The 26,244-nt window shown below is 71.7% G+C and carries 18 protein-coding genes; 10 read left to right on the forward strand and 8 right to left on the reverse strand.

Annotation, left to right across the window (positions count from 1 at the left end; genetic code table 11):
• The coding region (locus ACIGEZ_RS21185; RefSeq protein ID WP_399833260.1) for a ricin-type beta-trefoil lectin domain protein at window positions 1-5,169 on the forward strand (5,169 nt) is incomplete at its 5' end.
• A gap of 90 nt (window positions 5,170-5,259) precedes the next feature.
• The gene (locus tag ACIGEZ_RS21190; protein ID WP_399833262.1) at window positions 5,260-5,877 is read left to right on the forward strand and encodes a hypothetical protein; all 618 of its coding nucleotides are present in this window, start codon (window positions 5,260-5,262) and stop codon (window positions 5,875-5,877) included.
• A 14-nt stretch (window positions 5,878-5,891) separates the two neighbouring features.
• On the opposite strand, the gene ACIGEZ_RS21195 is transcribed toward ACIGEZ_RS21190, so the two are convergent.
• From ACIGEZ_RS21195 to ligD, 8 genes are all read right to left on the reverse strand, one after another.
• On the reverse strand, window positions 5,892-7,367 hold the full coding sequence (locus ACIGEZ_RS21195; protein ID WP_399833264.1) for a penicillin-binding transpeptidase domain-containing protein: 1,476 nt from the start codon (window positions 7,365-7,367) through the stop codon (window positions 5,892-5,894).
• A 76-nt stretch (window positions 7,368-7,443) separates the two neighbouring features.
• Complete coding sequence (locus ACIGEZ_RS21200) at window positions 7,444-8,844, reverse strand: FtsW/RodA/SpoVE family cell cycle protein (RefSeq protein ID WP_399833266.1); 1,401 nt, start codon at window positions 8,842-8,844, stop codon at window positions 7,444-7,446.
• Between the two features lie 97 nt (window positions 8,845-8,941).
• Window positions 8,942-10,234 (reverse strand): ATP-binding protein, encoded by a 1,293-nt coding sequence (locus ACIGEZ_RS21205; RefSeq protein WP_399833268.1) that lies wholly within the window; start codon window positions 10,232-10,234, stop codon window positions 8,942-8,944.
• 82 nt (window positions 10,235-10,316) lie between these two features.
• On the reverse strand, window positions 10,317-11,144 hold the full coding sequence (locus tag ACIGEZ_RS21210; protein ID WP_399833270.1) for a hypothetical protein: 828 nt from the start codon (window positions 11,142-11,144) through the stop codon (window positions 10,317-10,319).
• A 25-nt stretch (window positions 11,145-11,169) separates the two neighbouring features.
• Window positions 11,170-11,853 carry a class F sortase gene (locus ACIGEZ_RS21215; protein ID WP_399833272.1) on the reverse strand — a complete coding sequence of 228 codons (684 nt, stop codon included), beginning with the start codon at window positions 11,851-11,853 and terminating at the stop codon, window positions 11,170-11,172.
• Between the two features lie 118 nt (window positions 11,854-11,971).
• Window positions 11,972-14,062 (reverse strand): PBS lyase, encoded by a 2,091-nt coding sequence (locus ACIGEZ_RS21220; protein ID WP_399833274.1) that lies wholly within the window; start codon window positions 14,060-14,062, stop codon window positions 11,972-11,974.
• Window positions 14,063-14,414: 352 nt separating this feature from the next.
• Window positions 14,415-15,554 (reverse strand): DNA ligase, encoded by a 1,140-nt coding sequence (locus tag ACIGEZ_RS21225; protein WP_399833276.1) that lies wholly within the window; start codon window positions 15,552-15,554, stop codon window positions 14,415-14,417.
• On the reverse strand, window positions 15,551-16,435 hold the full coding sequence (gene ligD, locus ACIGEZ_RS21230) for a non-homologous end-joining DNA ligase (RefSeq protein ID WP_399833277.1): 885 nt from the start codon (window positions 16,433-16,435) through the stop codon (window positions 15,551-15,553). The genes ACIGEZ_RS21225 and ligD overlap by 4 nt, the downstream gene beginning before the upstream one ends.
• A 59-nt stretch (window positions 16,436-16,494) precedes the next feature.
• On the opposite strand from ligD, the gene ACIGEZ_RS21235 reads away from it, so the two are divergent.
• The 8 genes from ACIGEZ_RS21235 (at window position 16,495) to ACIGEZ_RS21270 (ending at window position 26,219) form a co-directional block, all read left to right on the forward strand.
• Window positions 16,495-17,625 (forward strand): Ku protein, encoded by a 1,131-nt coding sequence (locus ACIGEZ_RS21235; protein ID WP_399833279.1) that lies wholly within the window; start codon window positions 16,495-16,497, stop codon window positions 17,623-17,625.
• A 464-nt stretch (window positions 17,626-18,089) separates the two neighbouring features.
• Window positions 18,090-18,758, forward strand: coding sequence for a response regulator transcription factor (locus tag ACIGEZ_RS21240; RefSeq protein WP_399833281.1), 669 nt, complete (start codon window positions 18,090-18,092; stop codon window positions 18,756-18,758).
• Window positions 18,759-18,945: 187 nt separating this feature from the next.
• On the forward strand, window positions 18,946-19,746 hold the full coding sequence (locus ACIGEZ_RS21245) for a hypothetical protein (RefSeq protein ID WP_399833283.1): 801 nt from the start codon (window positions 18,946-18,948) through the stop codon (window positions 19,744-19,746).
• 510 nt (window positions 19,747-20,256) lie between these two features.
• Window positions 20,257-23,022 carry an AMP-binding protein gene (locus tag ACIGEZ_RS21250; protein WP_399833285.1) on the forward strand — a complete coding sequence of 922 codons (2,766 nt, stop codon included), beginning with the start codon at window positions 20,257-20,259 and terminating at the stop codon, window positions 23,020-23,022.
• A 25-nt stretch (window positions 23,023-23,047) separates the two neighbouring features.
• Complete coding sequence (locus ACIGEZ_RS21255) at window positions 23,048-23,974, forward strand: NAD-dependent epimerase/dehydratase family protein (RefSeq protein WP_399833287.1); 927 nt, start codon at window positions 23,048-23,050, stop codon at window positions 23,972-23,974.
• A 15-nt stretch (window positions 23,975-23,989) separates the two neighbouring features.
• Complete coding sequence (locus ACIGEZ_RS21260; protein WP_399833289.1) at window positions 23,990-24,403, forward strand: nuclear transport factor 2 family protein; 414 nt, start codon at window positions 23,990-23,992, stop codon at window positions 24,401-24,403.
• Window positions 24,404-24,418: 15 nt separating this feature from the next.
• Window positions 24,419-25,489: a prephenate dehydratase gene (gene pheA / locus ACIGEZ_RS21265; RefSeq protein ID WP_399833291.1), complete on the forward strand. Its 1,071-nt coding sequence runs from the start codon at window positions 24,419-24,421 to the stop codon at window positions 25,487-25,489.
• A 49-nt stretch (window positions 25,490-25,538) separates the two neighbouring features.
• On the forward strand, window positions 25,539-26,219 hold the full coding sequence (locus ACIGEZ_RS21270) for an FMN-dependent NADH-azoreductase (protein WP_399833293.1): 681 nt from the start codon (window positions 25,539-25,541) through the stop codon (window positions 26,217-26,219).
• Window positions 26,220-26,244 lie beyond the last annotated feature (25 nt).

Here is a 26,244-nt window from a genome sequence, read left to right on the forward strand (position 1 = left end):
ACGAACGCGACCGATGCCGACACGGACTGGCTCAGTCGCAGCGTCACGATCCCCGAGGCCACCGAGCTGGCCAAGCGCAACCGCGACGACGGCCTCGACCCGCTGAAGGCCTGGCGCGTCACGGAGCCCGAGGAGATCGCGTACACGAAGTCCTCCGGTACCAACTCGGACGACCCGCGCACCGTGCGCGAGGTCCGTACGAAGACGACCTACGAGTCGACCTACGGTCTGCCGACGCTGGTCGAGTCCCTCGGTGACGTGGACAAGCCGAATGACGAGTCCTGCACCAAGTCGGAGTACCTGCACCACACAGGCAAGAACATCATCGGTCTGACCAAGCAGGTTCTCACCTCGCCGACCACCTGTGCGGGCGCGAACTGGACCGACCTCACCACGCTGACCGGCGCTGCCCGTACCGCGTACGACAGCGCGGCCTACGGCGCGACCCTCGCCGACACCACGCGTGCTCTCGCCACGGAGACCTGGCAGCTGAAGGGCGACGGCACCGGCTTCCAGAGCAACGGCACGACCGGCTTCGACGCCGTCGGCCGTGTGATCCGTGCGACGGACCAGAACGGCAAGACCGGCACGATCACCTTCGACCCGCCGAGCGGTCAGGTGTTCAAGGTCACCCAGGTCAACCAGCTTGGTCACACACAGGTCCAGGAGCTGGAGCCGGGCCGCGCGGTCACGCTGAAGACGACCGACGCCAACGGGAACGTAAGCGAGGCGAAGTTCGACCCGCTGGGCCGTCTGGCCGAGGCTTGGGCCGCAGGCCGCACGCCTGCGGCGGGTGCCGTGCCGGACTTCCGCGCCGAGTACACGATCCCGAAGCCGGAGCAGGACCCGAACGACGCGTCGCTCGAGGTCCGCAAGCCTCCTTACGTCACGAGCTACTCCCGTGGCTACGAGGACCGGATCGAGACCTCCGTCACGCTGTACGACGGCCTCGGCCGTGAGCGTCAGTCGCTGGAGGAGGCCGACAACGACGCCGGCTACCTGGTCACGGACACGCTGTACAACTCCTCCGGTGAGGTGTGGCAGACCAACAACGCCTACCTGACCAAGGAGGCGAAGCCGGGCGAGCTGTTCACCCCGCTCGCCGACACCGCGATCCCGAACATCACGCGCTTCACGTACGACGGTCTGGGCCGTGTGGTCCAGGAGACCCCGTACATGAAGTACGTGGACCCGGTCACCAAGGAGACCTCGTCCAAGGCGTACCCGGAGCGGGCCACCCGCTACGAGTACGGCCAGGACTGGTCCAAGGTCATCAACCCGCAGGGTGACTCGTCCTACCGCGTCTTCACCGACGCGATGGGTCGCACGACGCGCACGGACACCTTCAACCCTGCCGCGCCCGACGGGTACACGTCGACTCGCTACGAGTACACCCCGCACGGAGACGTCAAGAAGGCGACCGCCTCGGCCGATCCGACGCACCCGTGGACGTGGACCTACGACCACAACGGTCGGATGCTGTCTTCCACCGACCCGGATACCGGCACGACCTACACCGAGTACGACGCTCTCGGTCGTGTCCAAACCACGACCAACGCCCGCGGCGTCAAGATCTGGAACGACTACGACGAGCTGTCGCGGCCCAAGCAGCAGCGCCTGAACGACGCCAACGGCACGCTCCTGTCGGACTTCACGTACGACACCGTTCCGGGCGGCAAGGGCATGGCCGCCAGCGCCACCCGCTACACGGACGGTCTGGCGTACACCCAGAAGGTCAACGGCTACACCAAGGACTACGCGCCGACCTCGACCACGCTGTCCCTGCCTCAGTCGATCGCTGACACGTGGGGTCTGCAGAAGGACTACAACTACAGCTACTCCTACTCGGACACGGGAGCGCTGGAAGACACCACGCTTCCGGAGGTCGGCAAGTTCGGCGCCGAGAAGCTGGTCGTCCGCTACAACAAGGACGGTAAGCCGCTCTCCATCTCCGGCAAGGACTGGTACGGCTCCGAGACCGTCTACTCCCCGTACGGTCAGGTTCTTCGCTCCACCCTGGGCGCTCAGCCCTACCGTGTGTGGGCGCAGAGCTCGTACGACGAGGGCAGCGGTGAGCTGAAGGAGCAGTCGGTCTACCGGGAGCAGAACACTGCCTCCCTGGTGAACGGCAACCTTGTGTCGAACCGGGCGTACACCTATGACCCGGCCGGCAACGTCACCTCGATCCAGGAGAAGTCCGTCGGGATCGAGGAGCGCCAGTGCTTCGCCTATGACCCGATGGGTCAGCTCAAGTCCGCCTGGACCTCGAAGGACCAGACGAACTGCACCACCCCGAAGAACACCGACGGCACCCTGAACGTCGCCGCCGGCACCGACAACTCCGGCTATTGGCAGGAGTACGAGTACGACCTCCTCGGCAACCGCACCAAGCTGACCGAGAAGGACCTCACCGGCGACGCTTCGAAGGACGCCACCAGCACGTACGCGTACGGCAAGGGTGCTGCCAAGGACCAGCCGCACACGCTGACCAAGGTTTCGAAGACCTACAAGACGCCCGCGGGTGCGCAGGTCACGGCCGAGGCCACGCGTCTGTACGAGCTGACCGGTGAGACCAAGTCGATCACCTCAGTCCAGAACGGCGACAAGCAGGAGCTGACCTGGACTCCTGACGGTCAGGTCGACCGGATCACCGGTCAGGGCACGGGTGGCAAGACCCCGTACGTGGGTCTGGGCCAGAAGTGCCTCGACCTGAAGTCCGGTCTCGCGACCGCGGGCAACGCCATCCAGCTCTACCAGTGCAACGGCACCGTGGCGCAGGCGTGGCACTTCGACCCGGCCCCCGGCCAGGCGGACGCCAATCTCGGTACGCTCGAGGTCTACGACACCTGGTGTGTCCAGCCGGCGGCGAACACCGCTGGTTCGGCTGCGCAGCTGCAGAAGTGCAACGGTTCCGCCGCGCAGCAGCTCAAGCGCAATGCGTCGGGTCAGCTGACCCACGTCGCCTCCGGTCTGTGCCTCGCGGTGCAGGGCGCGGCGAACGTGAACGGGACCGCGATCGTTCTGGCTACCTGTGACGCGGCGCAGGCCGCTCAGCAGTGGCTGCCGCAGAACGACACCCGTCACATCTACGGCCCCGACGGCGGGCGCCTGCTGACCATCCAGGGCAAGCAGGCCACGCTGAACGTGGGCGACGCCACGGTCACCGTCCAGCAGGGCGGCGTCCTGGTCCGCACCGAGCGCACGTACACCACCCCGGGCGGCGCGATCCTGCGCTACGCCAACGGCACCGGCGGTGACGCACTGGTCGCCCAGACCACAGACCACCAGGACAGCGCGTACACCGAGGTCGGCCTCTACACCAACATGCCGGTCCGGGTGCGCAAGCAGGACCCGTTCGGCAACCAGCGTGGCGCCGACACCGCGGGTCAGAACCTCCAGACCCACAAGGGGTTCACGGGACAGACCCGAGACGACGCCTCCGGCTTCCAGCCGCTGGGCGCCCGTCTCTACGACCCCGTCGTCGGACGCTTCCTGTCCGCCGATCCGCTGGTCGACCTGAACGACCCGCTGCAGTCCAACGGGTACGCGTACGCGCACAACAACCCGGTGACGTACGCCGACCCGACCGGTCTGGCGATCAGCCTCACCGCTTCCGAGCGGGCCGCGGCCCTCGCGGGCGCGGGTCTGTCGGCGGCGCAGGTCGCGCAGGCCGAGGCGATGCAGGGCAAGTCCCTCACCTCCGTCATCCTCGCGGTCGCGTGGGAGACGCTGAAGGACTTCATCGGCATCAACGACGCCATGGCCTGCTTCGGCGGTGACATGTGGTCCTGCGGCAGCATCATCCTGGACGCCATTCCGTGGACGAAGCTCGGCAAGATCCCGTCTGTCCTGAAGGCGATCAACCGCACCATCGACGCCATCCAGGCGTTCAAGGCAGCCAAGAAGGCCGCCGAGGCCGTCCTCAAGGCCGCCAAGGCCGCCGAAGAGGCAGCCTTGAGAGCCAAGAAGCTGGCAATCGAGAAGGCCAAGAAGGAGGCCGCGCAAAGGGCCAAGAAGAAGGCTGCGGAAGAAGCCAAGAGAAAGGCCGACGCAGCAGCCGCCGCCAAGCGGAAGACCGGTAACCCCGTCCAGAAGAAGGCCCAGGCGAAGGCGGCCCCGAAGGCCTCGTCCCACGCCGGCAAGGGTGGCGGCAAGGGCGGCGGAGGCGGCAAGGGCGGCGGCAAGGTCAATACGACCAAGCCGGGCGGCTCCTCCGGCGGTTCCTCCCGTGGTAAGGGCGGAACCAGTGGAAGCGGCGGCTCCGGCAAGGCCGAGAGCGGCGGCTCCTGCCCGATCAACAACAGCTTCGTGCCCGGCACGAAGGTGTTGATGGCGGATGGCTCAACCAAGTCGATCGAGAAGGTCAAGGCGGGCGACAAGGTCGTCGCGACCGACCCGAAGACGGGCGAGACCCTGATCGAGACGGTCACGGCCGCGATCAAGGGCCAGGGCCTCAAGCACCTCGTCACCGTCACCATCGACATCGACGGCAAGGCAGGGACGAAGACCGCGAAGATCACGGCGACCGACGGGCACCCCTTCTGGGTCCCCGAGGTCGGCAAGTGGATCGAGGCCACCGACCTCACCGCCGGTGAGTGGCTGCGGACCAGTGCGGGCAGCTACGTCCAGATCGGTTCGGTCGAGCGCTGGACCGCGCAGGGCGCCACGGTCCACAACCTGACCGTCTCCGACGTCCACACGTACTACGTCGTGGCGGCGGGGTCCTCGGCACTCGTCCACAACTGTGGCCCCAGCCGGCCCAACGAGGGTGATGGACTGACGCCGGAGAACCCGGCGTTCACCAATGACCCGTATGGTGAGGCCGCACAGCGGCAGCGCACTGCGGACTGGGCAGCGCACTTCGCGAACTACGAAGACCTGACGAGGCAGCTCGACAGGCTGGCCCGCTACGTCGCCCAGAACCCGGGTGCTGTGCAGCGTGTGAACGCAAATGGTCTCGACCACTTCGGGAACTACGGCAACGTGCGCGACTGGGGCAGCTGGGTGGGTTCGCCCATCTTCGACGGCGAGAACATCGGTCTGCCGGCGAACAACCAGCTCCGCGTCATGCTGAATCGGTCGACTGGTGAAGTCGCATGGTTCCCGCTCAAAAACGGGGTCCACGACTACAACAGGCCGACGCTCTATCACTACGCGCGCCGTAGGTAAATTCCGGCCGTGAGATGCTGAACGGGCGGGCCGTCCGAAAGGACGGCCCGCCCGCTCGTTTTTTCGCAAGGAAGAAAAGGAAGCAGTGACATGGATGTCGCACAGGAGGCCCTGGAGAAGCTCTCCGCCGCCGGGTTCGTCTTCCACGAGGTCCTGGAAACACGCGACGACCTGCCTCCCGTCAACGTCGCCAGTTACATGGGACACGTCGGCGCGGAGAGCGGCCGGCACGGATTCCTCCTCGCGCACGACGAGAAGGACCTGGGGAGCCGCTTCAACGGGGAGTGGGAGCGGCTGGCCCGTGACAGCGGCCTGTTCTCGACGGGCGCAGACGGACAACCCGAATTCCTGATCGGCGTCGATGTCGTGCAGGACACCTCTGCTGACGGGGAGTCCCAGTCCTGGCGGTGGGTCCGGGTGGCGCTCGCCGACCACTGGGACATTGCGGGGGCCGGCTGCACGAACGGGATCCTCGGGGCGGGAGCGAACAACCCGGCCTTCATCATGATGTCCCTCGACGGAGATGTCCTCGTACATGGTGGCTACTGGCAGGACGGCATCGGGGCGAACACTGTCTCTCATCCCGCTCGTCTTCGGGAACTACGTGAGCACGCCGGCCGCATCGCCTCCGACTTCGACTGGCTGGAGCTCGAGACGCGCCAGTGGGCCGAGCGCTGGCTCGCGCACGTGACGGGTAAGCAGGCTTAGGGACGCTCGGGTTCCTACCCCCGCCCCTCCCTCTCCAGCCGGAGCCCCTCCTCCATCACCGCCCGGGCGATCGGGGCCGCGTCGCCGCCCCCGCTGATGTCGGTGCGGTTCGCCTCCGCGTCCTCCACCACGACGGCGACGGCGACGGCCGGCTGGGCCGAGTCAGGGGCCTGGGCCCAGGCGATGAACCAGGCGTAGGGGGTGCCGGTGTTGCCCAGGCCGTGTTGGGCGGTGCCGGTCTTGCCGCCGACGCGGGCGCCGGGGATGGCGGCGTTGGTGCCGGTGCCGTCTTCGACCGCGCGGACCATCAGGTCCTGGAGCCGGGTGGCGGTGGAGGGGCGCATGGCCTGGTGGTAGGTGCGGCGGCCGGTGGTGGTCACGGTGGTGCCGCCCGCTGTCGTGGTGCGGTCGACCAGGTAGGGGTGGGCGATCTCGCCGTTGTTGGCCACGGCTGCCGCCACCATCGCCATCTGGAGCGGGGTGGCCGCCGTGTCGAACTGGCCGATCGACGACAGGGCCAGTTGGTCCGCCGACATCGACGTGTCGAAGTTCGACTTCGCCACCCAGGACGGGATGCGCAGGCCCGTGTCGTTGAAGCCGAAGTTCTCGACCGTGTCCAGCATTCCCTCCAGGCCCACCTTCACCCCCAGGCCCGCCATCACCGTGTTGCACGACCACTGGATCGCGTACGCGAGGGACGCGTTCGCGCAGCCCGTGGCCTCGTTGGGGAGGACCTGGCGGGTGCCCGGGAGGACGAAGGGGTCGGGGGTCCGGGTCGGGGCGTCCGGGTCCGTGACCACGCCCGCGTCCAGGGCCGCCGCCGCCGTCACGATCTTGAAGGTGGAGCCGGGCGGGTAGGTCTGGCGGAACGCGCGGGCCAGCATCGGCTGGTGCGGGGAGGTGTTGAGGAGCCGCCAGGACTCCTTCACCGTCGGGCCCGTGCCCGACAGGGCGCCGGGGTCGTACGAGGGGGAGGAGACCAGGGCCAGGATGCGGCCGCTCGCCGGTTCGATCGCCGCCACCGCGCCGCGCTTGCCGTCCAGGCCGCGGTAGGCGGCCTCCTGCATCCGGGCCCGGATGGTCGTCACCACCTTCCCGCCGGGTCGTGGGGCACGGCTGAGGTCGTTCCAGAGGGGGAGCGGGGCGAGCATCGGGTCGGTGCCGGAGAGTACCGGGTCCTCGGCGTTCTCGATCAGGGTCGTGCCGTACGTCTGGGAGGCGTAGCCGGTCACCGGCGCGTACAACGGGCCCTGGGTGTACGTGCGTTCGTAGCGCAGCTGCTGGCCGCTGTCGCGCGCGCCGGTGACCGGTCGGCCGTCGACGAGGATCTCGCCGCGCGGCTGGCCCCAGCGGGTGATCGCGATGCGGCGGTTGGCCGGGTTGTCGTCCAGCTGATCCGCCTGGATCACCATGACTCTGGCCGCGTTGACGAGCAGTGCTGCCAGGAGGATCAGGCAGAGGGCGGCCGCCCGGCGGATGTAGCGGATCATTTCGGGGCCTCCACGGTCACTTCGGGGCATCCACGGTCACCTCGCGTCCTCCGCGGTCACTTCGCGTCCTCCGCGGTCACTTCGCGTCCTCCACGATCGGTGCGATGACGCCCGCGTCGGCCATGTCCGGGCGTGGCGCGCGGGCCGAGTCCGATACGCGGACGAGGAGGGCCACGATGACCCAGTTGGTGACGACCGACGAGCCGCCCTGGGCGAGGAACGGCATCGCCATTCCGGTCAGCGGGATCAGGCCCATCACCCCGCCCGCGATGACGAAGACCTGCAGCGCGAGGATCGAGGCGAGGCCGATCGCGAGGAGCCGGCCGAAGGGGTCGCGCAGGGCGAGGCCGGCGCGGTAGCCGCGGGCGACCAGCAGGGCGTAGAGGAGGAAGAGGGCGGTGAGGCCGACCAGGCCCAGTTCCTCCCCGGCGGTGGCCAGGATGAAGTCGGACTTGGCGGCGAAGCCGATCAGGACGGAGTGGCCGAGGCCGAGTCCCGCGCCGAGCATCCCGCCCGCGGCGAAGGCGAAGAGCGACTGGGCGAGCTGGCCCGGGCCGTCGCCCGCCCGGATCGAGGCGAACGGGTCGAGCCAGTCCTGGACCCTGCTGTGTACGTGGGGTTCGAGCGAGCCGACGAGGAAGGCGCCGGCCGCCGCGAGGACGAGCCCGACGGCGATCCAGCCGGTGCGTCCGGTCGCCACGTACAGCATGATCACGAACAGTCCGAAGAACAGCAGCGAGGTGCCCAGATCCCGTTCGAGGACCAGGACGCCGACGCTCAGCAGCCAGATCGCGACGATCGGGCCGAGGACGCGGCCTGTGGGAAGCTGGATCCGCCACAGTGTGCGGCCGGTGTACGCGAGGGCGTTGCGGTTGGCGGCGAGGTACGCCGCGAAGAAGACAGCGAGCAGGATCTTGGCGAACTCGCCCGGCTGGAAGGAGAGTCCGCCGATCCTGATCCAGATCTTGGCGCCGTTCACGGCGGGGAAGAAGATCGGCAGGAGCATCAGGGCGAGCGCCGTCGCCACTGACAGATACGCGTATCTCTGCAGCACCCGGTGGTCGCGGAGCAGCAGCACCACCACGATGAACAGGCCCACCCCGAGCGTCGACCAGACCAGCTGGGTCGGGGCGGCCCGGTCGCCGGGCGTCTCCAGGTCGAGGCGGTAGATCAGCACCAGGCCGAGTCCGTTGAGCAGTACGGCGATCGGCAGGAGCAGCGGGTCGGCGTAGGGGGCGCGCAGCCGGACGGCGGCGTGGGCGACGAGCGCGAGCAGTCCGAGGCCCGCGCCGTAACGGGCGGCGTCCGGTGGTACGGCGCCGCTGCGGGCCAGGCCGACCTCGGCGTAGCCGTAGACGGAGATCAGGACGGCGCAGACGAGCAGGGAGAGTTCCACGCCGCGGCGCTTGGGGACGCGCAGGCCGGGCGGGGGTGAGTCCTGCGCGTCCTTCGCGTCCGTGGGCGGCGGTGCGGTCATGGTCCGCAACGTAGCAAGCAGTAAGCCTTATGTCCCTTTTGTGTGACGGTGTGCCGCCCCCGGCTCGACGTCGCCACCCCCGGCCGGGCCGGGGCCGCTACACCTCCGCCGCGTCCTCCGGCTCCGACAGCCTCACGTACTCCGGCAGCGTCAGCCGCGCCACCGCGCCCCCGTCCGGCGCGTTCGCGAACACCAGGTCCGCGCCGATCACCTCGGCCTGGCCCACCGCGATCGTCAGGCCGAGACCGTGGCCCTTGCCGCCGCTCTCCGTACGGAACCGCTGCGGGCCGGCCGCCAGCAGGTACTCCGGATATCCGGCGCCATGGTCCCGCACCGTCACCACCGGGCCGTCCACCGTGAGGACCACCGGCGGCGCCCCGTGCTTGTGCGCGTTGACGACCAGGTTGCCGAGGACCCGCTCCAGGCGCCGCTTGTCGGTCTCCACCGTCGCGTCGCGCGCGACCCGCACCTCGGTCCCGCTGCCGGACGCGCGCACCACCCGCTCGGCGAGCGGGCCGAGACCGTACACCGCCAGGTCCACCCGCTCGGTGCCCGCGTCGAGGCGGGAGATCTCCAGCAGGTCCTCGGTGAGGCTACGCATCGCCTTCACCCGGTCCCGCACGAGCTCCGACGGCCGCCCCTCGGGCAGCAGTTCGGCGGCGGCGGACAGTCCGGTCAGCGGGGTGCGCAGTTCGTGCGCCACGTCGGCGGTGAAGCGCTGCTCGGTCTGCAGCTTTCGCTGGAGCGAGGAGGCCATGGTGTCCAGGGCCCCGGACACCGTGGCCACCTCGTCCTGGGGGCGCGAAGGGTCCTTCGTGCGGGGGTCGTTGACGCGCGCGTCGAGGTCGCCCGCGCTGATCCGCCGGGCCACCGTCGCGGTCAGGTGCAGCCGCCGGGTGATCCGGGTGACGGCGAACGCGCCGACGAGCAGGGTCGCCCCGATGGCGAGGACCGAGGAGCCGAGGATCGAGCGGTCGAGGCCGTCGATGGTGGCCGCGCTCGTGGTGTAGTCGACCCGTACGGCCAGGGCGCGGCCGTCGGCCGGGCCCGCCGCCCACATCGTCGGCCGGCCCTGGTACCGGGTGACCATGGTGCCGCGCTCACCCCGGGCCGCGAGCGCCCGCAGCGAGGCGGGCAGCCCTTCCGGGTCCACTCCGGAGAAGCGGGGGAGCGGCTCGCCCGACTCGTACAGCCTGCTGACCTCGCCGAGCCGGGTCAGCGCCTTGTCGCGGGAGTCCTTCACCGTCTGGCCGGCCACCGACACGTGGACGAGGACGCCGAGCAGCGCGGCGAGCGCGCAGCACATCACGGTGATGAAGACCGCGGCCTTCCAGGTGAGGGTCGCGGTCCAGGCCGGCAGCCGCAGCCGCTTCGGCACTCGCTTCGGCATTCGCTTCGGGATTCGCTCCGGCATTCGCTTCCGTGCTCGCTTCAGCCCTTGCTTCACCGGATCACCCGCTTCGGCACTCGCTTCACCGGGTCACCTCGGCGGGCCGGGTGTCGGACCGGACGGGGTCCCCGGGGCCGGGCGCGACCGGGGCCGGTGCCGGGGTGCGCGTGGCGCTGGGGCCGGGGCTGGGGCTGACGAAGTCGGGCGCGGGTACGAGCGAGGCCCCGGGGCCCGGCGGCTTGACCCGGACGATCTCGTCCCGCGCGGGGAGCATCGAGCGCTGCTGCTCGTCCCACGACCACGCCGTGCGGTACTCGTACCCGGGGATCCCGGCCGAGCTGACCCGCATGATCAGGTCCCGCCCGGCCAGCTCGACGCTGATCGCCTGGTCGACGGTGGACATGATGCGGGTCAGGCCGTCGTTCTCGGCGAGGTAGACCCGTACGCCGAGCTGCTGGTCGGGCATGCGGATGCCGACGATCAGCTCGTCGCGGCCGTTGCCGGTGAGATCGCGGTAGTACGGGGTGAGGACGGGGCAGTCCTTGCGGTCGGAGGTGCACGCCTCGATGGCCCGTGCGGTCTCCTCGTACAGAGCGTCCTCCCCGCTGCGCGCGTCGCCGTGGGCGCGCACCTCGGCCTGCATCACCGCGACCGGGTCGACGCCGTGGACGTCGTTGTCGGGGACCTGGATGCCGGGTACGCGTTCGGTGTCGGTCTCGCCGTAGTCGATGGGCGGATTGGTGGCGGGCGGCAGGTCGGGCCAGAGCCGGACCGGGCCGACGGCGGTCGGGGTGGGGCCCGCGCTCTCCAGCTCGCCGTGGCCGCCGCAGCCGGTCAGGGTGAGGACGAGCACGCCGAACGCCGCGGCCGGCACGGCCACGGCGGCGAGCTGCACTCCGCGCGAACTCAATCTGGTCCCTCGTACTCCTGCGCCCTCACTTCACCAGGTCGGCGAAGAGGATGATGTTGTCGGTCCGGTGGCCGTCCCGGACGGGGCCCCCGCAGGTGATGAGGCGGAGCTCGGGACGGTCGGTCTTCCCGTAGACCTTATTCGTAGGGAAGTCCTTTTTGTCTACTTGCTGGATCTCGCGGACCGCGAACCGGGCCGTCGAGCCGTCCGCCCGCCCCACCTCCATCAGGTCCCCGGCCTTGATCTCCGCCACGTTCCGCAGGAGGGCCGGGCCGCGGGCCGTGTCGTAGTGCGCGACCAGGACCGCCGCCCCGCGCTCGCCCGGCGTCACGCTCCCGGTGTACCAGCCCGGCTGCCCGGCCTGCTCGACGGAGGGCACCTGGAGCTCCTGGCCCGCGTCCAGGCCGAGCCGCAGGACCGGCCCGGCGTCCACGCCCGCGGAGGGGATGGTCAGGCGGGTCGGCTCGGAAGCGGGCATCGGCCGGGCGGCCCGGTCGGCGGCGGGGGCGGCCGAGACGTGCCGGACCTGCACGTCGGGCGCCATGGCGGCGCTTCCGGTCCCCGCGCATCCGACGACGCCGCCTCCGACGGCGAGGGCGAGCGCGCCGCCGGCGAGGAGGCCGCGGTGACGGGCGAGGCCGCGATGGCGTGGGAGGGGGCGGTGGCGGGGGAGGGTGTGCTGGCGGGGAGTGGTGGACGGGCGGCTCATGCGGGGGTTCCGATCCGGCGACGACTGCTGACCGGATACGAAGGTAAATGTCCCGCTTTGCGGTTCTGTAACGGTCAGCCGGAGGCCGGGCATCACCCTCGCTGCGCAGCCGCCCCCGTCACCACGCCCGGTGCTCCAGCTGCGACAGCGCCGCCCGGCACAGCGTGAGCAGCTTCTCGTCGTCGTGTACGTCGTGGGAGCCGGCGCCGTCCTCCCGCGCGTTGTGCCGTCGTCTTCGGGCGAGCTCCGTACGGATCGCGAGTTCCGCCTCCGCGGCCGCGGGCCCCATCTCCGCCAGGCACTCGGCGACCGCGACCCGGGCGTGCCGGTTCTCGTCCCAGGCCGAGAGCAGCACCGGCAGCACGGCGGGCGCGTCCCCGGCGACCCGCCACAGGGCCGCCGCCGAGCGCACCCGGACCCACAGGTCCCGCGCCCCGAGGCCCGCCTCGAGCGCCGGGGCCGATGCGGCCGCGGCCGGGCCGATCGCGCCGAGGGACCGGGCCGCCGCACACCACTCGGCCCCCGAAGTGCCCGGCCGCAGCCACCGCTCCAGGGCGCCGAGCGCCTCCGCGAGCGAACCGTCGAGCGACCACACCGCCTGCGCCGCCATCGACGACACCGTCGCCGACTCCGAGCACAGCAGCGCCCGCACGTCCGGCAGCGCCTCACGGGCCACCGGACCGAACGACGCGAGGGTCCGCAGGCAGGCCTCCCGTACCCAGTCCCGCCGGTTGGGCGGCGCCCCGCGCAGCACCCGCAGCACCTCCGGCAGCGCCTGGGCGCCCCGGACCGCCGTCAGCGCGAACAGCAACGGCGCCACCCGGTCGTACAGCAGGTCGTCGAGCTCCACCTCCGCAAGCCGGCGGCGCAGCAGCGGGGCGAGCGGCAGCGCGGCCGGGCCGAGCGCGTCCACCGCGTACAGCAGCTCGCGCCGCACCTCCCGCTCCTCAAGGGCCCGGGCGAGCAGCGGGATGGCCCGTGCGTCCCCGCAGCGGGCGAGCGCGAGCAGCGCCCCGCCCTTGCCGGCCCGCGCCCCCGGCCCCGGCAGGCCGAGCGGCCCCTGCGGGGCGGTGGCGAGCCGGGTGGCCAGCGCGTCGGCGGCGGGGCCGGCCAGTTCGAAGAGCCGCTCGAGGAACGAGGTGGCCGCCTCGCGCAGCCGCGGCTCGGGATCGCTCAGCTGGGCGCCGACGAGCCGGACCACCTCGTCGTACCGCCCGCGCCACACCCGTATCAGACCGCCACACAGCCAGATCGCGTCCGAGCGCTGCCCCCAGTCGGGGCTGCGCAGCTGGGCCAGGATCAGCTCGATGCGGTCGTCGACCCGGTCGTCGAGGGCGGTGTGCAGGGTGCGGAGCAGCTCCTCGGTCCACGGCGTGGGGCGGCCCGCGGAGTGCTCCTCCAGGAGCTCGCGGACCTGGCCGATCAGGGTCGGGGTGGCCGCGCGCGGGGTCTCGGCGGCCGGTTCGGCGGGGGCGGTGCGCACCTCGTCGAGCAGTGTGGTGACCCGCTCCACCACGTCGTCGGGGATCTGCGCGGGCGCGCACCTGGCCAGCTGGGCGAGGGCGGCGAGCCGGAGGCCGGGGGCCTGGGCGGCGCAGGACAGCCAGCCCAGCCAGTCGACCGTCTCGGCGCGCAGCGACTCGTGCCGCAGTGCGATCCGGCCGACGGCGGCGACCAGGGCGAGCCGCACCTCCGTGTCCCGCTCGACGGTCAGCCGCTCCCGCAGCAGGTCGAGCACGCGGGCGGGGTCGGGGTGCAGGGAGGCGAGCGCGCAGGGCGCGGCGAGCCGCACCTCGGGGTCGGGGTCGCCGACCAGGCCGAGGAACACGTCGGCGCCGGCGGCGATCGCGGCGGCGGCCATCGCGTAGTTCGCCGCGGGGATGAACTCCTCGTCGTCCGCGTCGAGTTCGTCGAGCTCTTCGTCGTCGCCGAGGTCGATGCCTCCGATGCTGGTGAGCAGCTCCACGATGCTGCCGCGGTCCTGGACCTCGGGGTCGGCGACGAGTTCCAGCAGGAACGGGATGCAGGCGAGGGTCGAGTCGTACACGTCGCCCTGGTGGTGCACCGCCCCGTACATGCCGTCGAGGGCGGTCTCGCGCTCCGCGGGATCGGCGGAGGCCAGTCCCCGCAGCAGCTCCGGCACGTCGTCGGCCGGGCCGTACGCATGCCCCAGCGAGGCCCAGTCGACCTCCTCGATCCCCGTCAGCATGGCCGACCGCCTTCCCCGTGAGCGCTGTACCAGGCAGCAAGTGTGCACCAACGTGCGGACAACAAGGGCCTGCCTGCAACACGCCGTCGGCGAACCCCCTCGCGGCCGCTCGCTTTGCGCCACCCGCGGGTCCGTCCACCGCCCTGCCGGACCCCCGCAGGACCCCTGCCGGACCCCCGCGAGACCCCCACGAAGCCCTCCCGCCGGGTCCGCACCCGGCCCCGCGGACGCGGGACCGGCGACGTTCCGCGCCCGGTCGGCCGCGGGACGGCCGTGCGGCGGCCGAGGCGGCGTTGCGTGAGTTTGTCCTGAACGAAGCGCAGGGGGAGGGGAGATGGGGCTGGAGGGGAATTCAGCCAGTGGGCTCGTTCGTGCCCGGGCGGGCTTCGGGCGGCGTGTCGGCGCCTGGGCCGGCGTGTTCCTCCGGGTCCCCCTCCGCCTCTCCCTCCCCCTCCCCCTCTCCCTCACCTTCCTCATCCGCCGCCCCTCCCCCCTCCCGTACGCGGACGAAGCGCGCCGTGTCCCCCCGGCCGGCGGGCTGCCGGAGCTCGACCGGCAGGTACGCGGTGAGCGGCCGTACGGTCCCGTGCTCCGGGTCGGTCATCGGCCCCGCGAGGAGCCCCGCGGTCAGTTCCGCGACCTCGCGGGCCTGCGCCCCGGTGAGCCGCGGGCTGGTGCGCAGGGTGCGACCGTCGGGGAGGCGGACGAGCGCGGCGTGCGGCCGGTCGGGCGGCCCGAAGACGCCGATCAGCTGGGCGTCCCGGGTGTCCGCGTACCGGATCTTCCGCCACGACCAGGTGCCGCCGGGCCGGTACGCCGAGCTCCAGGCCTTCGCCACGATCCCCTCCACGCCCGCCTCCCGCAGCGCGCCGAACCAGTCGCGCGCGGTGGCCTCGTCGTCGGTGGCCAGCACCCGCTGGAGCGGTGGCCCGGTCCCTTCGAGCGCCGCGCCGAGCAGTTCCCACCGCTCCCGCAGCGGCCGGGCCCGCAGGTCGCGGCCGGGGAGCGCGAGCAGGTCGAAGGCGATGTACGAGACGGGGACGCCGGTGCGTTCGCGGTCGCGGTGCGAGCGGAGCAGGTCGGTGAAGCTCAGCCGTCCCTCGCGGTACGCGCAGAGCTCGCCGTCCAGCACGGTGCCGGCGGGCAGCCGTTCGCCCAGGTACGCGGCGATGCCGGGGAACTCGGGGGCCAGATCGCGCCGGGCCCGGGACTGGAGGAAGACCTGGCCGTCGTCGAGGACGAAGGCGAGGGCGCGGAAGCCGTCGAGCTTGAGGGAGTACTGGAGTCCGCCGGGCACGCTGCCCTGCCGGGGGATCTCGTCGACCGAGCGCGGGCGCATCACGTCGACGGGCGGGCGAAGCACGACGCCCGGCGCCGCGGCGTCGGGCCCGGCCGGCTCGGGCCCGGTCGGCTCGGGCCCGGTCGGCTCGGGCCCGGTCGGCTCGGGCCCGTTCCGCTCCGGCCGCCCGGCGGGCTCCGGTGCCGCCGTCATGGCAGCGCTCCCGCGACGGCCGGGTCGAAGAGCGGGGCGAGCAGCTCGCCGTACCGCTCCAGGCGGGGCGGGATGTCGTCCATGAGCAGGACGAGCCGGTCGGGCGAGGTGCAGTTCTCGACCTCCTCCCAGGTCACCGGCGCGGACACGGCCGGCAGCGGGCGGGCGCGCAGGGTGTAGGGGGTGGCGGTGGTCTTGGCGGCCGCGTTCTGGCTGTGGTCGACGAAGACCTTGCCCGGGCGCAGCGCCTTGGCCATCCGGTGCACGACGAGGCGGGGGAGGTCCGCCTCCGCTTCGACGGCGAGCCCGCGGGCGTAGGCGGAGACCTCGTCGGACGGGGTCGGTTCCAGGGGGACGAGGAGGTGCAGGCCCTTGGCGCCGGAGGTCTTCGCGTACGCCGTGAGGCCGTCGGCCGCGAGCCGTTCCCGCAGGTGGCGGGCGACCACGCAGCACTCGACGACGGTCGCGGGCGCTCCCGGGTCGAGGTCGAGGACGAGCCGGTCGGCGATGGCGGGGGCCTCCTCCCGCCACTGGGGGGTGTGGAACTCGACCACCAGGTTGGCCGCCCACATCAGCGAGGGCAGGTCCTGGATCATCACCTGCCGGGCGCGGGGGTCCTCGGAGCGGGGTACGGGGGTGGTGTTCACCCAGGCGGGGGTGCCGGGCGGCGGGTTCTTGGTGAAGAAGAGCTGGCCGTCCGGGCCGTCCGGATAGCGCAGGAAGGAGACCGGGCGATCGCGCAGATGCGGCAGGATCGCGGCCCCGACGGTGGCGTAGTAGTGCAGCAGCTCGCCCTTGGTGGTGCCGGTGGCGGGGTGCAGGACCTTGTCCAGGTTGCTGAGGGCAAGCCGCCGCCCCTCCACCTCGGTGATGGGCGTCATACGATGAGAATCCCATGATTCCCGACCTCCCGGTCACTCGGCGCGAAAGGGAACGAACCGTGCGATCAATCTGGAACGGTGCCATATCCTTCGGGCTGGTCAGCATCCCGATCAAGCTGGTCAACGCCACCGAGAGCCGGTCGGTCTCCTTCCGCCAGATCCACACCGAGGACGGCGGCCGCATCCGCTACCGCAAGGTGTGCGAGCTGGACGGCGAGGAGGTCTCGCAGGCGGAGATCGGCAAGGCGTACGAGGACGCCGACGGGACCATGATCCCGATCACCGACGAGGACCTGGCCGCCCTGCCGCTGCCGACGGCGAAGACGATCGAGATCGTGTCCTTCGTGCCGGCCGGGGAGATCGACCCGCTCCAGATGGACGCGGCCTACTACCTCTCCGCCAACGGGGTGCCCGCCGCCAAGCCGTACACCCTGCTGCGCGAGGCGCTGAAGCGCAGCGACCGGGTGGCCGTGGCGAAGTACGCGCTGCGCGGGCGCGAGCGGCTCGGCATGCTGCGGGTGGTGGACGACGTGATCGCCATGCACGGACTGCTCTGGCCGGACGAGATCCGCGCCCCGGAAGGCGTGGCGCCCGAGACCCAGGTGACCGTACGGGACGCCGAACTCGACCTGGCGGACGCCCTGATGGCCACGCTCGGCGAGGTCGACATCGGCACCCTGCACGACGACTACCGCGAGGCCGTGGAGGAGATGATCGCCGCGAAGGCGGAGGGCGGCGAGGGGGTCGCGCCCCCGGAGCCCGAGACGGGCGGCGGCGGTCAGGTGATCGACCTGATGGCGGCCCTGGAGAGCAGCGTGCGCGCGGCGAAGGAGGCCCGTGGCGAGCCGGCGGCCGGGGCCGGGGCCGCCGAGGAGGTCGCCGGGGTGACCGAGCTCAAGCCGCGGAAGAAGGCGGCGCGGGCGCCGGCCGCTCCCAAGGAGACGGGGGCGAAGAAGTCCACGGCGAAGACGGCCGCGAAGACGACGGCGGAGCCGGCCCGCAAGTCGACCGCGAAGACGGCGAAGTCGACCGCGAAGACGGCGAAGACCGCCAAGACGGCCAAGAGCACGGCGACGGCGAAGGGTGCCGGCAGTGCGTCGGCGTCGAAGAGCACAGCGAAGGGCACCGCGAAGACCGCCGCCAAGAAGCAGCCCGCGAAGAAGGCGGCCACGCGCAGGCGCACCGCCTGACGCCGACCGGCCAACCCCGATGTGGCCGGAAGTGATCCTGGACACACCGCGAATCCGGCGGTGAGGAGAGAAATCGCCATGCGTACACGCCTGTGGGCAGCGCACACGTATGTGCCTGTCGGTTTTCGGTCGCGCACCGGTGTGTCCGAAAGGTGACCCGTCCTGTTGGCGCCATGCGAGGGGTGTGGCGGGGGTGTCCGGAATGCTTCGTCCGCCATGGGCCGGACATGCCGCCGGTGTATCCTCGGAGATCAAAAAAGTTCCGGAATATAGAACCGGAATTCAATGTTCCCCTTTACTTCGCGGACACAGCCTGTTTACGACGGCGATCTTTGACAAAGCGAAGCGGTGGTTTTTAGACTCGCTGGAGACAGGTCTAGGGGGAGACGATGAGTCAGCGTACACAGGAAAAACCCACACCTCTGATACCCGACGTGCCCGACGTCTATTTCGGGCGGGATTCCATGAGTTCCGACACCTGGCGGATCCTCGTGGTGGAGAGCGATCTCCGGTACGCGGAAACGCTCGTGACGGGTCTGCGCCGGCACGGCCACCGGGTGACGACCGTCGAGACGGGCGGCGCCGCACTCCAGCGCTACACCACGAGCGACCTGGTTCTGATCGACCTCGAACTGCCCGATCTGGACGGCCTCGAGGTCTGCCGGGCGATCCGCACCGCGGGCGACACCCCGATCATCGCGCTCACCGCGCGGGGGTCCGAACTCGACCGGGTGCTCGGCCTCCAGGCGGGCGCCGACGACTACATGGTCAAACCGTACGGATTCCGCGAGCTGATGGCCCGCATGCAGGCCGTCATGCGCCGGTCGAGGCCCAGGCCGCGCTCCGTCCACGTCATCGACCAGGGGCCGCTGCGTATTGACGCGGGCGCCCGCCAGGTCAGTATCGACGGAAAGCGTATCGACGTCACCAGAAAAGAATTCGACGTCCTCTATCTACTCGCCTCGAATCCCGGAAACGTCATTCCCCGTAAAAGACTCATGCAGCAGGTCTGGGGGGATTCCTGGTCCCGCAGGACCGTCGACACCCATGTGAGCAGCCTCCGCCACAAGCTCGGCTGCCGGGACTGGATCGTCACCATTCGCGGAGTGGGATTCAAACTCGGCAATGTGTGAGCATTCGTCCTTTCGCAACGGCTTCGGACCAAAGACGGAGAACGGAACAATGGCTCACCCGGCGACGCACCTGCCCTCGCGGGCCATGTGCGTGGGCGAGGACTGCAGGCGAAGCGCCGTCGACGGCGGCGGCAGACGACGGGCACGGCCGGGCCTCCGGCTCTGTCCCCCCTGTCTGGGCCGGCTCGTGGCCGCCCTGGACGAGCTCCCCCGGCTCTACGAGGAGTGCGAGCGGGTGCTCGGCGGAGCCGGCCCGGCGCGCCGCACCGGCGAACGGCGCGGCTCCGGCGGCCGGCCCGCCGGGATCCCGCTGAACGGCGCCGCGGCCGAGGTGCGTTCGGCGATCGTCGCCACCCTCGGCTCCTGGAGCGGCCTCGTCGCCGACGAGCGCGGCTGCCCGCCGCCGCGACGGTCGCCCGCGCACCTGGCCGCCTTCCTGCTGCGCAGCGCCGAATGGCTCGCGGCCCACGCGGCCGTCGGCGACGCCACCCGCGAGCTGGAACGACTGGTCGCGGCGGCCCGGCGGGTGGCCCGCAGCGAGCCCGTACGGCACCTTCCGGTCGGCCCCTGTGTGGAACCGGGCTGTACGGGACGGCTGGCGGTCCCGGCCGGCACCCGGCGCATCCAGTGCGACGCGGACCCTGCCCACCAGTGGGACGGCCACGAGTGGACCCGGCTGCGCCGCGCCATGCCGGGCCAGCGGGCGACGCCCGCCGCCACCCGCACCCCGGCCCACGCCCCGGCCGCCCAGGCCCCGGCCCACGCCCCCGCGGCGCACGCCCCGGCCCCCGCCGCCGAGCCCGTCGAACGCTGGCTCACCGCACGGGACATCGCCGACCTGTGGGGCGCACCGACCGGGACCGTCTACCGGCTCGCCAGCGAGCAGCGGTGGCGCCGCCGCAACCGCTACGGCCGCACGTACTACGCCGAGAGCGACGTCCACGGCAGCTTCAGCCGCAGACGCCCGCGTACGCACGCGATGAAGTGACGCGCCGCGCCCCCGGCGCCGCACACGCCCCGCCCGCCCGGCTCCGGCCCGGCCGGCGGGGCGTCGTCGTGTCCGGAGCCGGGCGAACCCACGACCGTGCACCGTCACCGACCGCCCTCACCGACTCGCCGTCGCCGACCGCCCTCACCGACTCGCCGTCGCCGACCGCCCTCACCGACTCGCCGTCGCCGACCGCCGTCGACCGACCGCCCTGTGAGACAGCACCCCGACCCCGACCGGGATTTGAGAAAACCGACAGAGCTCTGACACAGCACCCATTGAACGCCGCCGCCCGTCCGAAGAAGCTTGACGTCAAGGTCCGGTGCGCTGTCTCCGCAATGTGACCCCGCCAGGCCGGAGCACCCCTCCCCGGCCGTCCCCCCACACGACTCCGACCGCCGTCGCGCTGCCCATCCCGCAGCCGGCGGCGGTCGTGTGTCCGGCACCCGTCACGCGCCCCCACACGGAACGCCGCACCCCCACACCGCACACCCAAGAGAGGACATCGCCATGACCGTGGCCATCCCATCGACCCGGACCGTCGCGGACCTGCTGCTCCAGGCGGCGGAGGAACACCCCGGCTCCGGCGTCCTCTACCACGAGGGCGACGCCGCCACCGGAGACGCGCACCTCCAGCCGTACCCGGAGCTCGTGCACGAGGCCCGCCGGGTCCTCACCGGCCTGCGCGAGCGCGGCCTCGCCCCCCAGGACAAGGTCGTCCTGCTCCTGGAGCGCCCGGCCGAGTTCCTGACCGCATTCTGGGCCTGCCTCCTCGGCGGTTACGTGCCCGTGCCCATGGCCCCGCTCGGCGGCGACCCGGAGCGCTGGGCCGCCCAGCTCGGCCATGTCGACACCCTCCTCGACGGCCCGCTGCTCGTCACCAACGAGACCCTGGCCGCCGAACTGCCCCGCGTCGAAGGCCTGGCCGTCACGCCGCTCTCGACCCTGTACGCGGCCGAACCGGCCGCCGAGCTGCACCGCGCGGCCCCCGAGGACACCGCCCTCCTGGTGCTCACCTCCGGCTCCACCGGCAACTCCAAGGCCGTCCGCCTCACCCACGCCAACCTCGTCGCCTCCATGGCCGGCAAGAACGGCGCCCACCGCATCGGCGCCGAGGACATCTCGCTGAACTGGGTCTCCTTCGACCACGTCGCCGCGCTCCTGGAGTGCCACCTGCTGCCGCTTTCCGTCGGCGCCACCCAGCTGCACGTCGAGGCCGCCGTCGTCCTCGGCGAACCGCTCGACTTCCTGCGGCTCGTCTCCCGCTACGGCGTCACCATGACGTTCACGCCGAACTTCCTCCTGGGCCTCCTGAACGCCTCCGCCGACCGCCTCACCGCCGACGGCCCCGTCGACCTCTCCCGCCTGCGCCACATCATCAGCGGCGGCGAGGCCGTGGTCCGCACCACCGGCGAGGCCTTCCTGGAGCGCTTCGCGCCGTACGGCCTCAAGGGCGACACCCTCTGGCCCGCCTTCGGCATGACCGAGACCTGCGCCGGCTCCATCTACTCCCGCGAGTTCCCCGCCTCCGACCGGGGGCAGGAGTTCGCCAACCTCGGCCGCCCCGTCGACGGCCTGCGGATCCGCATCGCCGACGAGCAGGACCGGCCGCTCGGCGAGGGCGCGACCGGCGAGCTCCAGCTCATCGGCCCGATGATCACCCCCGGCTACCACAACAACGAGCAGGCCACGAAGGACGCCTTCACCGCCGACGGCTGGTTCCGCAGCGGCGACCTCGGCCGCATCGACGAGGGCCGGCTCACCCTGGTGGGGCGCAGCAAGGACAGCATCATCGTCAACGGCGTCAACTACTTCAGCCACGACATCGAGACCCTGCTCCAGGAGCTCGACGACGTCGCCCGCTCCTACGTCGCCGCCTTCCCCACCCGCGCCCCCGGCTCGGACACCGAACAGCTCGTCGTCGCCTTCCACCCCGAGGTGCCCGAGGGCGACGAACTCGCCCTCTACCGCGTCCTTTCCGCGGTCCGCGCCAGCGTGGTCATGCACTGGGGCTTCCGCCCCTCGCTGATCCTGCCGCTGCCGAAGGAGGCCTTCCCGAAGACCAGCCTCGGCAAGATCCAGCGCCCGCTGATGCGCAAGCGCCTGGAGGCCGGTGCGTACGCGGAGACCGTCGACGCCGTCGCCGACCTCGTGCTGCGCCGCCTCGGCGGCTACACCGCCCCCGCCGGCGAGACCGAGGAGGTCCTCGCCGGGATCTACGCCGAGATGTTCGACACCGACCCGGCGAAGCTGAGCGCCACCGCCAACTTCTTCGACCTCGGCGGCACCTCGCTCGACATCCTGCGGCTGCGCAGCCTGGTCGCCCAGCGCCTCGGCGCCCACGACCTGCAGATCATCACCGTCCTGATGGCCCCGACGGTCCGGGCCCTGGCCGCCCGGCTCGCCGAGGACGCCGGCGCCGGGGGCGCGCTGGAGCGCCCGTACGACCCGATCGTCCCGATGCAGGTCGTCGGCGACAAGACGCCGCTGTTCTGTGTCCACCCCGGCGTCGGCGAGGTCCTCGTCTTCGTCAACCTCGCCAAGTACTTCGTCGGCGACCGGCCCTTCTACGCGCTGCGCGCCCGCGGCTTCAACCCCGGCGAGAAGCCCTTCGCGAGCTTCGAGGAGATGGTCGGCACCTACGTGGCGGCCATCCGCGAGAAGCAGCCGCACGGCCCGTACGCCGTCGCGGGCTACTCGTACGGCGGCGCCGTCGCCTTCGAGATCGCCAAGGTCCTGGAGGCGGAGGGCGAGCGGGTCGACTTCGTGGGCAGCTTCAACCTGCCCCCGCACATCAAGTACCGCATGGACGAGCTCGACTTCGTCGAGACCGCCGCCAACCTGGCCTTCTTCCTCGCCCTCATCGACAAGAAGCAGTCCCTCGACCTCCCGGGGCAGCTGCGCCACCTGTCGCGGCAGGAGCAGCTCGCGTACTTCATCGACCAGGCCCCCAAGGGACGGCTCGCCGAACTGGACCTGGATCTCGCCAAGTTCACCGCGTGGGCGGAGCTCGCCGACGGCCTCACCGACCTCGGCCGCAGCTACTCCCCGTCGGGCCGGGTCCGCGGGATGTCCGTCTTCTACGCCATACCGCTGCGCGGCACCAAGGAGGACTGGCTGAACAACGAGCTCAGCCGCTGGAAGGAGCACGCCGACGACGTGACCTTCATCGACGTGCCCGGCGAGCACTACACGCTCATGGGACCGCAGCACGTGGCGAGCTTCCAGTCGATCCTCCGCAAGGAGCTCGACCGGGCACTCGGCGACGCCAACTAAGCACCAGAAGAAGGGGACTGCACACATGCACGGCAAGAAGATCCTGGTCACCGGCGGTACCGGGCAGGTGGCCGGACCGGTCGCCAAGGAGCTCGCCAAGAACAACGAGGTGTGGGCGCTCGGCCGATTCGGCACCCCCGGCTCGGAGGAGGCCCTGCGCGAGCACGGCATCACCACCTTCCGCTGGGACATGAACGACCTCGGCGAGGACGCCCTCAAGGGCCTGCCCGAGGACTTCACCCACGTCATCCACTCGGCCGTCAACCGCGGCGAGGACGGTGACTTCAACACGGCCATCGAGGTCAACGTCGTCTCCACCGGCCGCCTGATGACCCACTGCCGGACCGCCGAGGCGTTTCTGTACGTCTCCACCGGCGCCCTCTACAAGCGCCAGACGCTCGACCACGCGTACCAGGAGAACGACCCGGTCGACGGCGTCGCCGACTGGCTGCCCGTCTACCCGGTCGTCAAGATCGCCACCGAGGGCGCGGTCCGCGCGTATGCCGCGACGCTCGGCCTGCCCACCATCATCGCCCGCCTCAACATCGCGTACGGGCCCGGCGGCTACGGCGGCGTGCCGATGCTCTACTTCAAGCGGATGCTCGCCGGCGAGCCCATCCCGGTCCCCGTCGAGGGTCAGAACTGGTGCTCCCTGCTCTACACCGACGACCTCGTCGAGCAGGTCCCGCACCTGTGGGACGCGGCGACCGTGCCCGCCACCCTCACCAACTGGGGCGGCGACGAGTCCGTCGGCATCACCGACTGCGTCCGCTACCTGGAGGAGCTCACCGGCGTCGAGGCCAGGCTCGTGCCGAGCGAGGTCACCCGCGAGACCTACCAGTTCGACCCGACCCTGCGGAAGCGGCTCACCGGCCCGTGCAAGGTCGACTGGCGCGAGGGCATCCGCCGCACCGTCGAGTCGATGTATCCCGAGTACGCGAAGAAGGCCTGAGGAGCACCCCGGACCATGACCACACAGACCTCCACGACCAGCAACCTGGACCTCGTCCACGCCGCCTACCAGGCCTTCCGCGAGCGGGACGTCGACGCCCTGCTCGCGACCATGGCCGAGGACATGGAGTGGATCCACCCCGAGGGCATGCACGCCTACGGCCTCGGCGGCACCAAGCACGGCCACGCCGGCGTACGGGCCTTCCTGGCCCATGTCCCCACCGTCCTGGGCGGGATGAAGCTCCAGCCCCTGGAGTTCCTGGACCACGGCGACCGGGTCGTCGTCTTCGGCGTCCGTGACGTCACCTCACGGACCGGCCACACCGAGACGCTGCAGTTCGTCCACTCCTGGACGTTCCGCGACGGCAAGGCGGTCCGGATGGAGGACGTCTTCGACACGGTCGCGTTCCACCGGGTGATCGAGAGCTGAGGGGCGGCCCCGGCCATGACCTACGCCGACCCGACCGCCTACGCGTATCTGGGTCCCGAGGGCACCTTCACCGAGGCGGCGCTGCGCCGCCTGCCCGCCTACGGTGAGGGGCTGCCCCGGCGGCCGTACGAAAGCGTGCCCGCGGCGCTCGACGCGGTCCGCCGCGGGCACTGCGCGACGGCAGTCGTGCCGCTGGAGAACTCGGTCAAGGGCGTGGTGCCCGCCACCATGGACCAGCTGGCCGAGGCGGAGCTCCACATCACGGGCGAGGTCGAACTCGCGGTGACCTTCGCCCTGATGGCACCGGCCGGCACGGACCTGGGCGACGTACGGGAGGTGTTCAGCCACCCGCACGCGCTGGCCCAGTGCGGCGGCTGGCTGGCCGAACACCTCCCGGGCGCCCGGGCCGTACCCGCCGACTCCACGGCGGCCGCGGCACGCGAGGTTGCCCAGCACGCAGGCGGCGGGGCGGCGGCGATCGCCGCCCCGCCGGCCGCCGAGCGGTACGGGCTGCGGATCCTGGCGGGCGGGCTCGGGCGCCGCGGCGGTGCGGTCACCCGCTTCGTCGCGGTGTCCCGGGCCTGGTTCCCGCCGGCGCGCACGGCGCGGGACCGGACCTCGCTGGTGGTCACCACCGCCGACGGCGGGCCGGGGGCGCTCGCCGAGGTGCTCGGTCTGTTCGCCGAGCGCGGCATCGAGGTGAGCCGCGTGCACGCCTGGCCGACCGGCGAACGGCTCGGCAGCTACCGGTACTTCGTGGACGTGGACGGCCATGTGGAGAACCCGGCCGTGCGGGGGGTCCTGTCGGCCCTCGGCGGCCTGGGTGCGAGCGCGCGCTTTCTGGGGAGTTACCCGCGGTGGTCCGGCGATGGGGGCGGACCTGCTGGTGACCCGGGGGCCGTACCCACCGGAGCCGTCGGGGCCGCCGAGCCCGCCGGAGCCGTCGGGTCCGCCGAGCCGGCCGGAGCCACCGGAGCAGTCGGAGCCACCGGAGCTGCCGGGTCCGCCGTGCCCGCCGTACGCGCCGGAGCTTCCGGGTCCGCCGTGCCCGCCGGGTGCGCCATCTCCGTACAGCCCGCGATGTGACCTCCGGATCCGCCGACGCAGCCGGATCCGCCACCACGAGAGGACCCCCATGCCCACCCTGCTCCACATCGACACCAGCGCCCGGCCAGGCTCCACCACCCGTCGCGTCACCGCCGAGTTCGCCGCCTCCTGGCGGGCCGCCAACGAGGGCGGCACCCACCTCTACCGCGACCTCGGCGCCGCGCCCGTTCCGCACATCGACGGCGATCAGATCGCCGTCATGCAGCGGATCGAGGCGGCCGGCGTCCGCGACCTCGACGAGGCGCGCGGCGCGGCCCTGACCGTGGGGGAGAAGGAGAGCTGGAACACCACCTGGGAGCTGGTCGACGAGGTGCTCGCCGCCGACACGGTCGTCCTCGGGCTTCCCATGCACAACTTCTCGCTGCCCTCCACCTTCAAGGCCTGGCTCGACCGGGTCGTGATCCCGCCGCTGGTCGTCGACCCCGAGACCGGCACCGGCCCGCTCGCCGGCAGACGGGTCGTCGTGGTCACCGCGCGCGGCGGCGCCTACGGCCCGGGCACGCCCCGGCACGCCTACGACTTCCAGGAGCCCTACCTGAAGGCGGCGTTCGGCATGGTCGCCCTCGCCGACGACCTGACGTTCCTGCACGCCGAGATGACCAAGTCCGGGCACGTGTCGCGGCTGGCCGGCTTCCGGCAGATGGCGGCCGAGTCGCTGAAGGGGGCGCTGGAGGGCGCTCGTGAGCACGCCCGGCGGGTCCACACCTGACGCCGTACAGAGCCAGAGCCAGAGC

It is taken from the genome of Streptomyces sp. NPDC085481, from assembly GCF_044541845.1.
Lineage (GTDB): Bacteria > Actinomycetota > Actinomycetes > Streptomycetales > Streptomycetaceae > Streptomyces.

Bases quoted from the DNA above. Each gene is read 5' to 3' on its own strand.
- ACIGEZ_RS21260 (WP_399833289.1), top strand. From the start codon at position 23,990: ATGACCACACAGACCTCCACGACCAGCAACCTGGACCTCGTCCACGCC.
- ligD (WP_399833277.1), bottom strand. From the start codon at position 16,435: ATGACGCCCATCACCGAGGTGGAGGGGCGGCGGCTTGCCCTCAGCAAC.
- ACIGEZ_RS21195 (WP_399833264.1), bottom strand. From the start codon at position 7,367: ATGATCCGCTACATCCGCCGGGCGGCCGCCCTCTGCCTGATCCTCCTG.
- ACIGEZ_RS21215 (WP_399833272.1), bottom strand. From the start codon at position 11,853: ATGAGCCGCCCGTCCACCACTCCCCGCCAGCACACCCTCCCCCGCCAC.
- ACIGEZ_RS21200 (WP_399833266.1), bottom strand. From the start codon at position 8,844: ATGACCGCACCGCCGCCCACGGACGCGAAGGACGCGCAGGACTCACCC.
- pheA (WP_399833291.1), top strand. From the start codon at position 24,419: ATGACCTACGCCGACCCGACCGCCTACGCGTATCTGGGTCCCGAGGGC.
- ACIGEZ_RS21250 (WP_399833285.1), top strand. From the start codon at position 20,257: ATGACCGTGGCCATCCCATCGACCCGGACCGTCGCGGACCTGCTGCTC.
- ACIGEZ_RS21225 (WP_399833276.1), bottom strand. From the start codon at position 15,554: ATGACGGCGGCACCGGAGCCCGCCGGGCGGCCGGAGCGGAACGGGCCC.
- ACIGEZ_RS21190 (WP_399833262.1), top strand. From the start codon at position 5,260: ATGGATGTCGCACAGGAGGCCCTGGAGAAGCTCTCCGCCGCCGGGTTC.
- ACIGEZ_RS21220 (WP_399833274.1), bottom strand. From the start codon at position 14,062: ATGCTGACGGGGATCGAGGAGGTCGACTGGGCCTCGCTGGGGCATGCG.
- ACIGEZ_RS21255 (WP_399833287.1), top strand. From the start codon at position 23,048: ATGCACGGCAAGAAGATCCTGGTCACCGGCGGTACCGGGCAGGTGGCC.
- ACIGEZ_RS21240 (WP_399833281.1), top strand. From the start codon at position 18,090: ATGAGTTCCGACACCTGGCGGATCCTCGTGGTGGAGAGCGATCTCCGG.
- ACIGEZ_RS21205 (WP_399833268.1), bottom strand. From the start codon at position 10,234: ATGCCGAAGCGAGTGCCGAAGCGGCTGCGGCTGCCGGCCTGGACCGCG.
- ACIGEZ_RS21270 (WP_399833293.1), top strand. From the start codon at position 25,539: ATGCCCACCCTGCTCCACATCGACACCAGCGCCCGGCCAGGCTCCACC.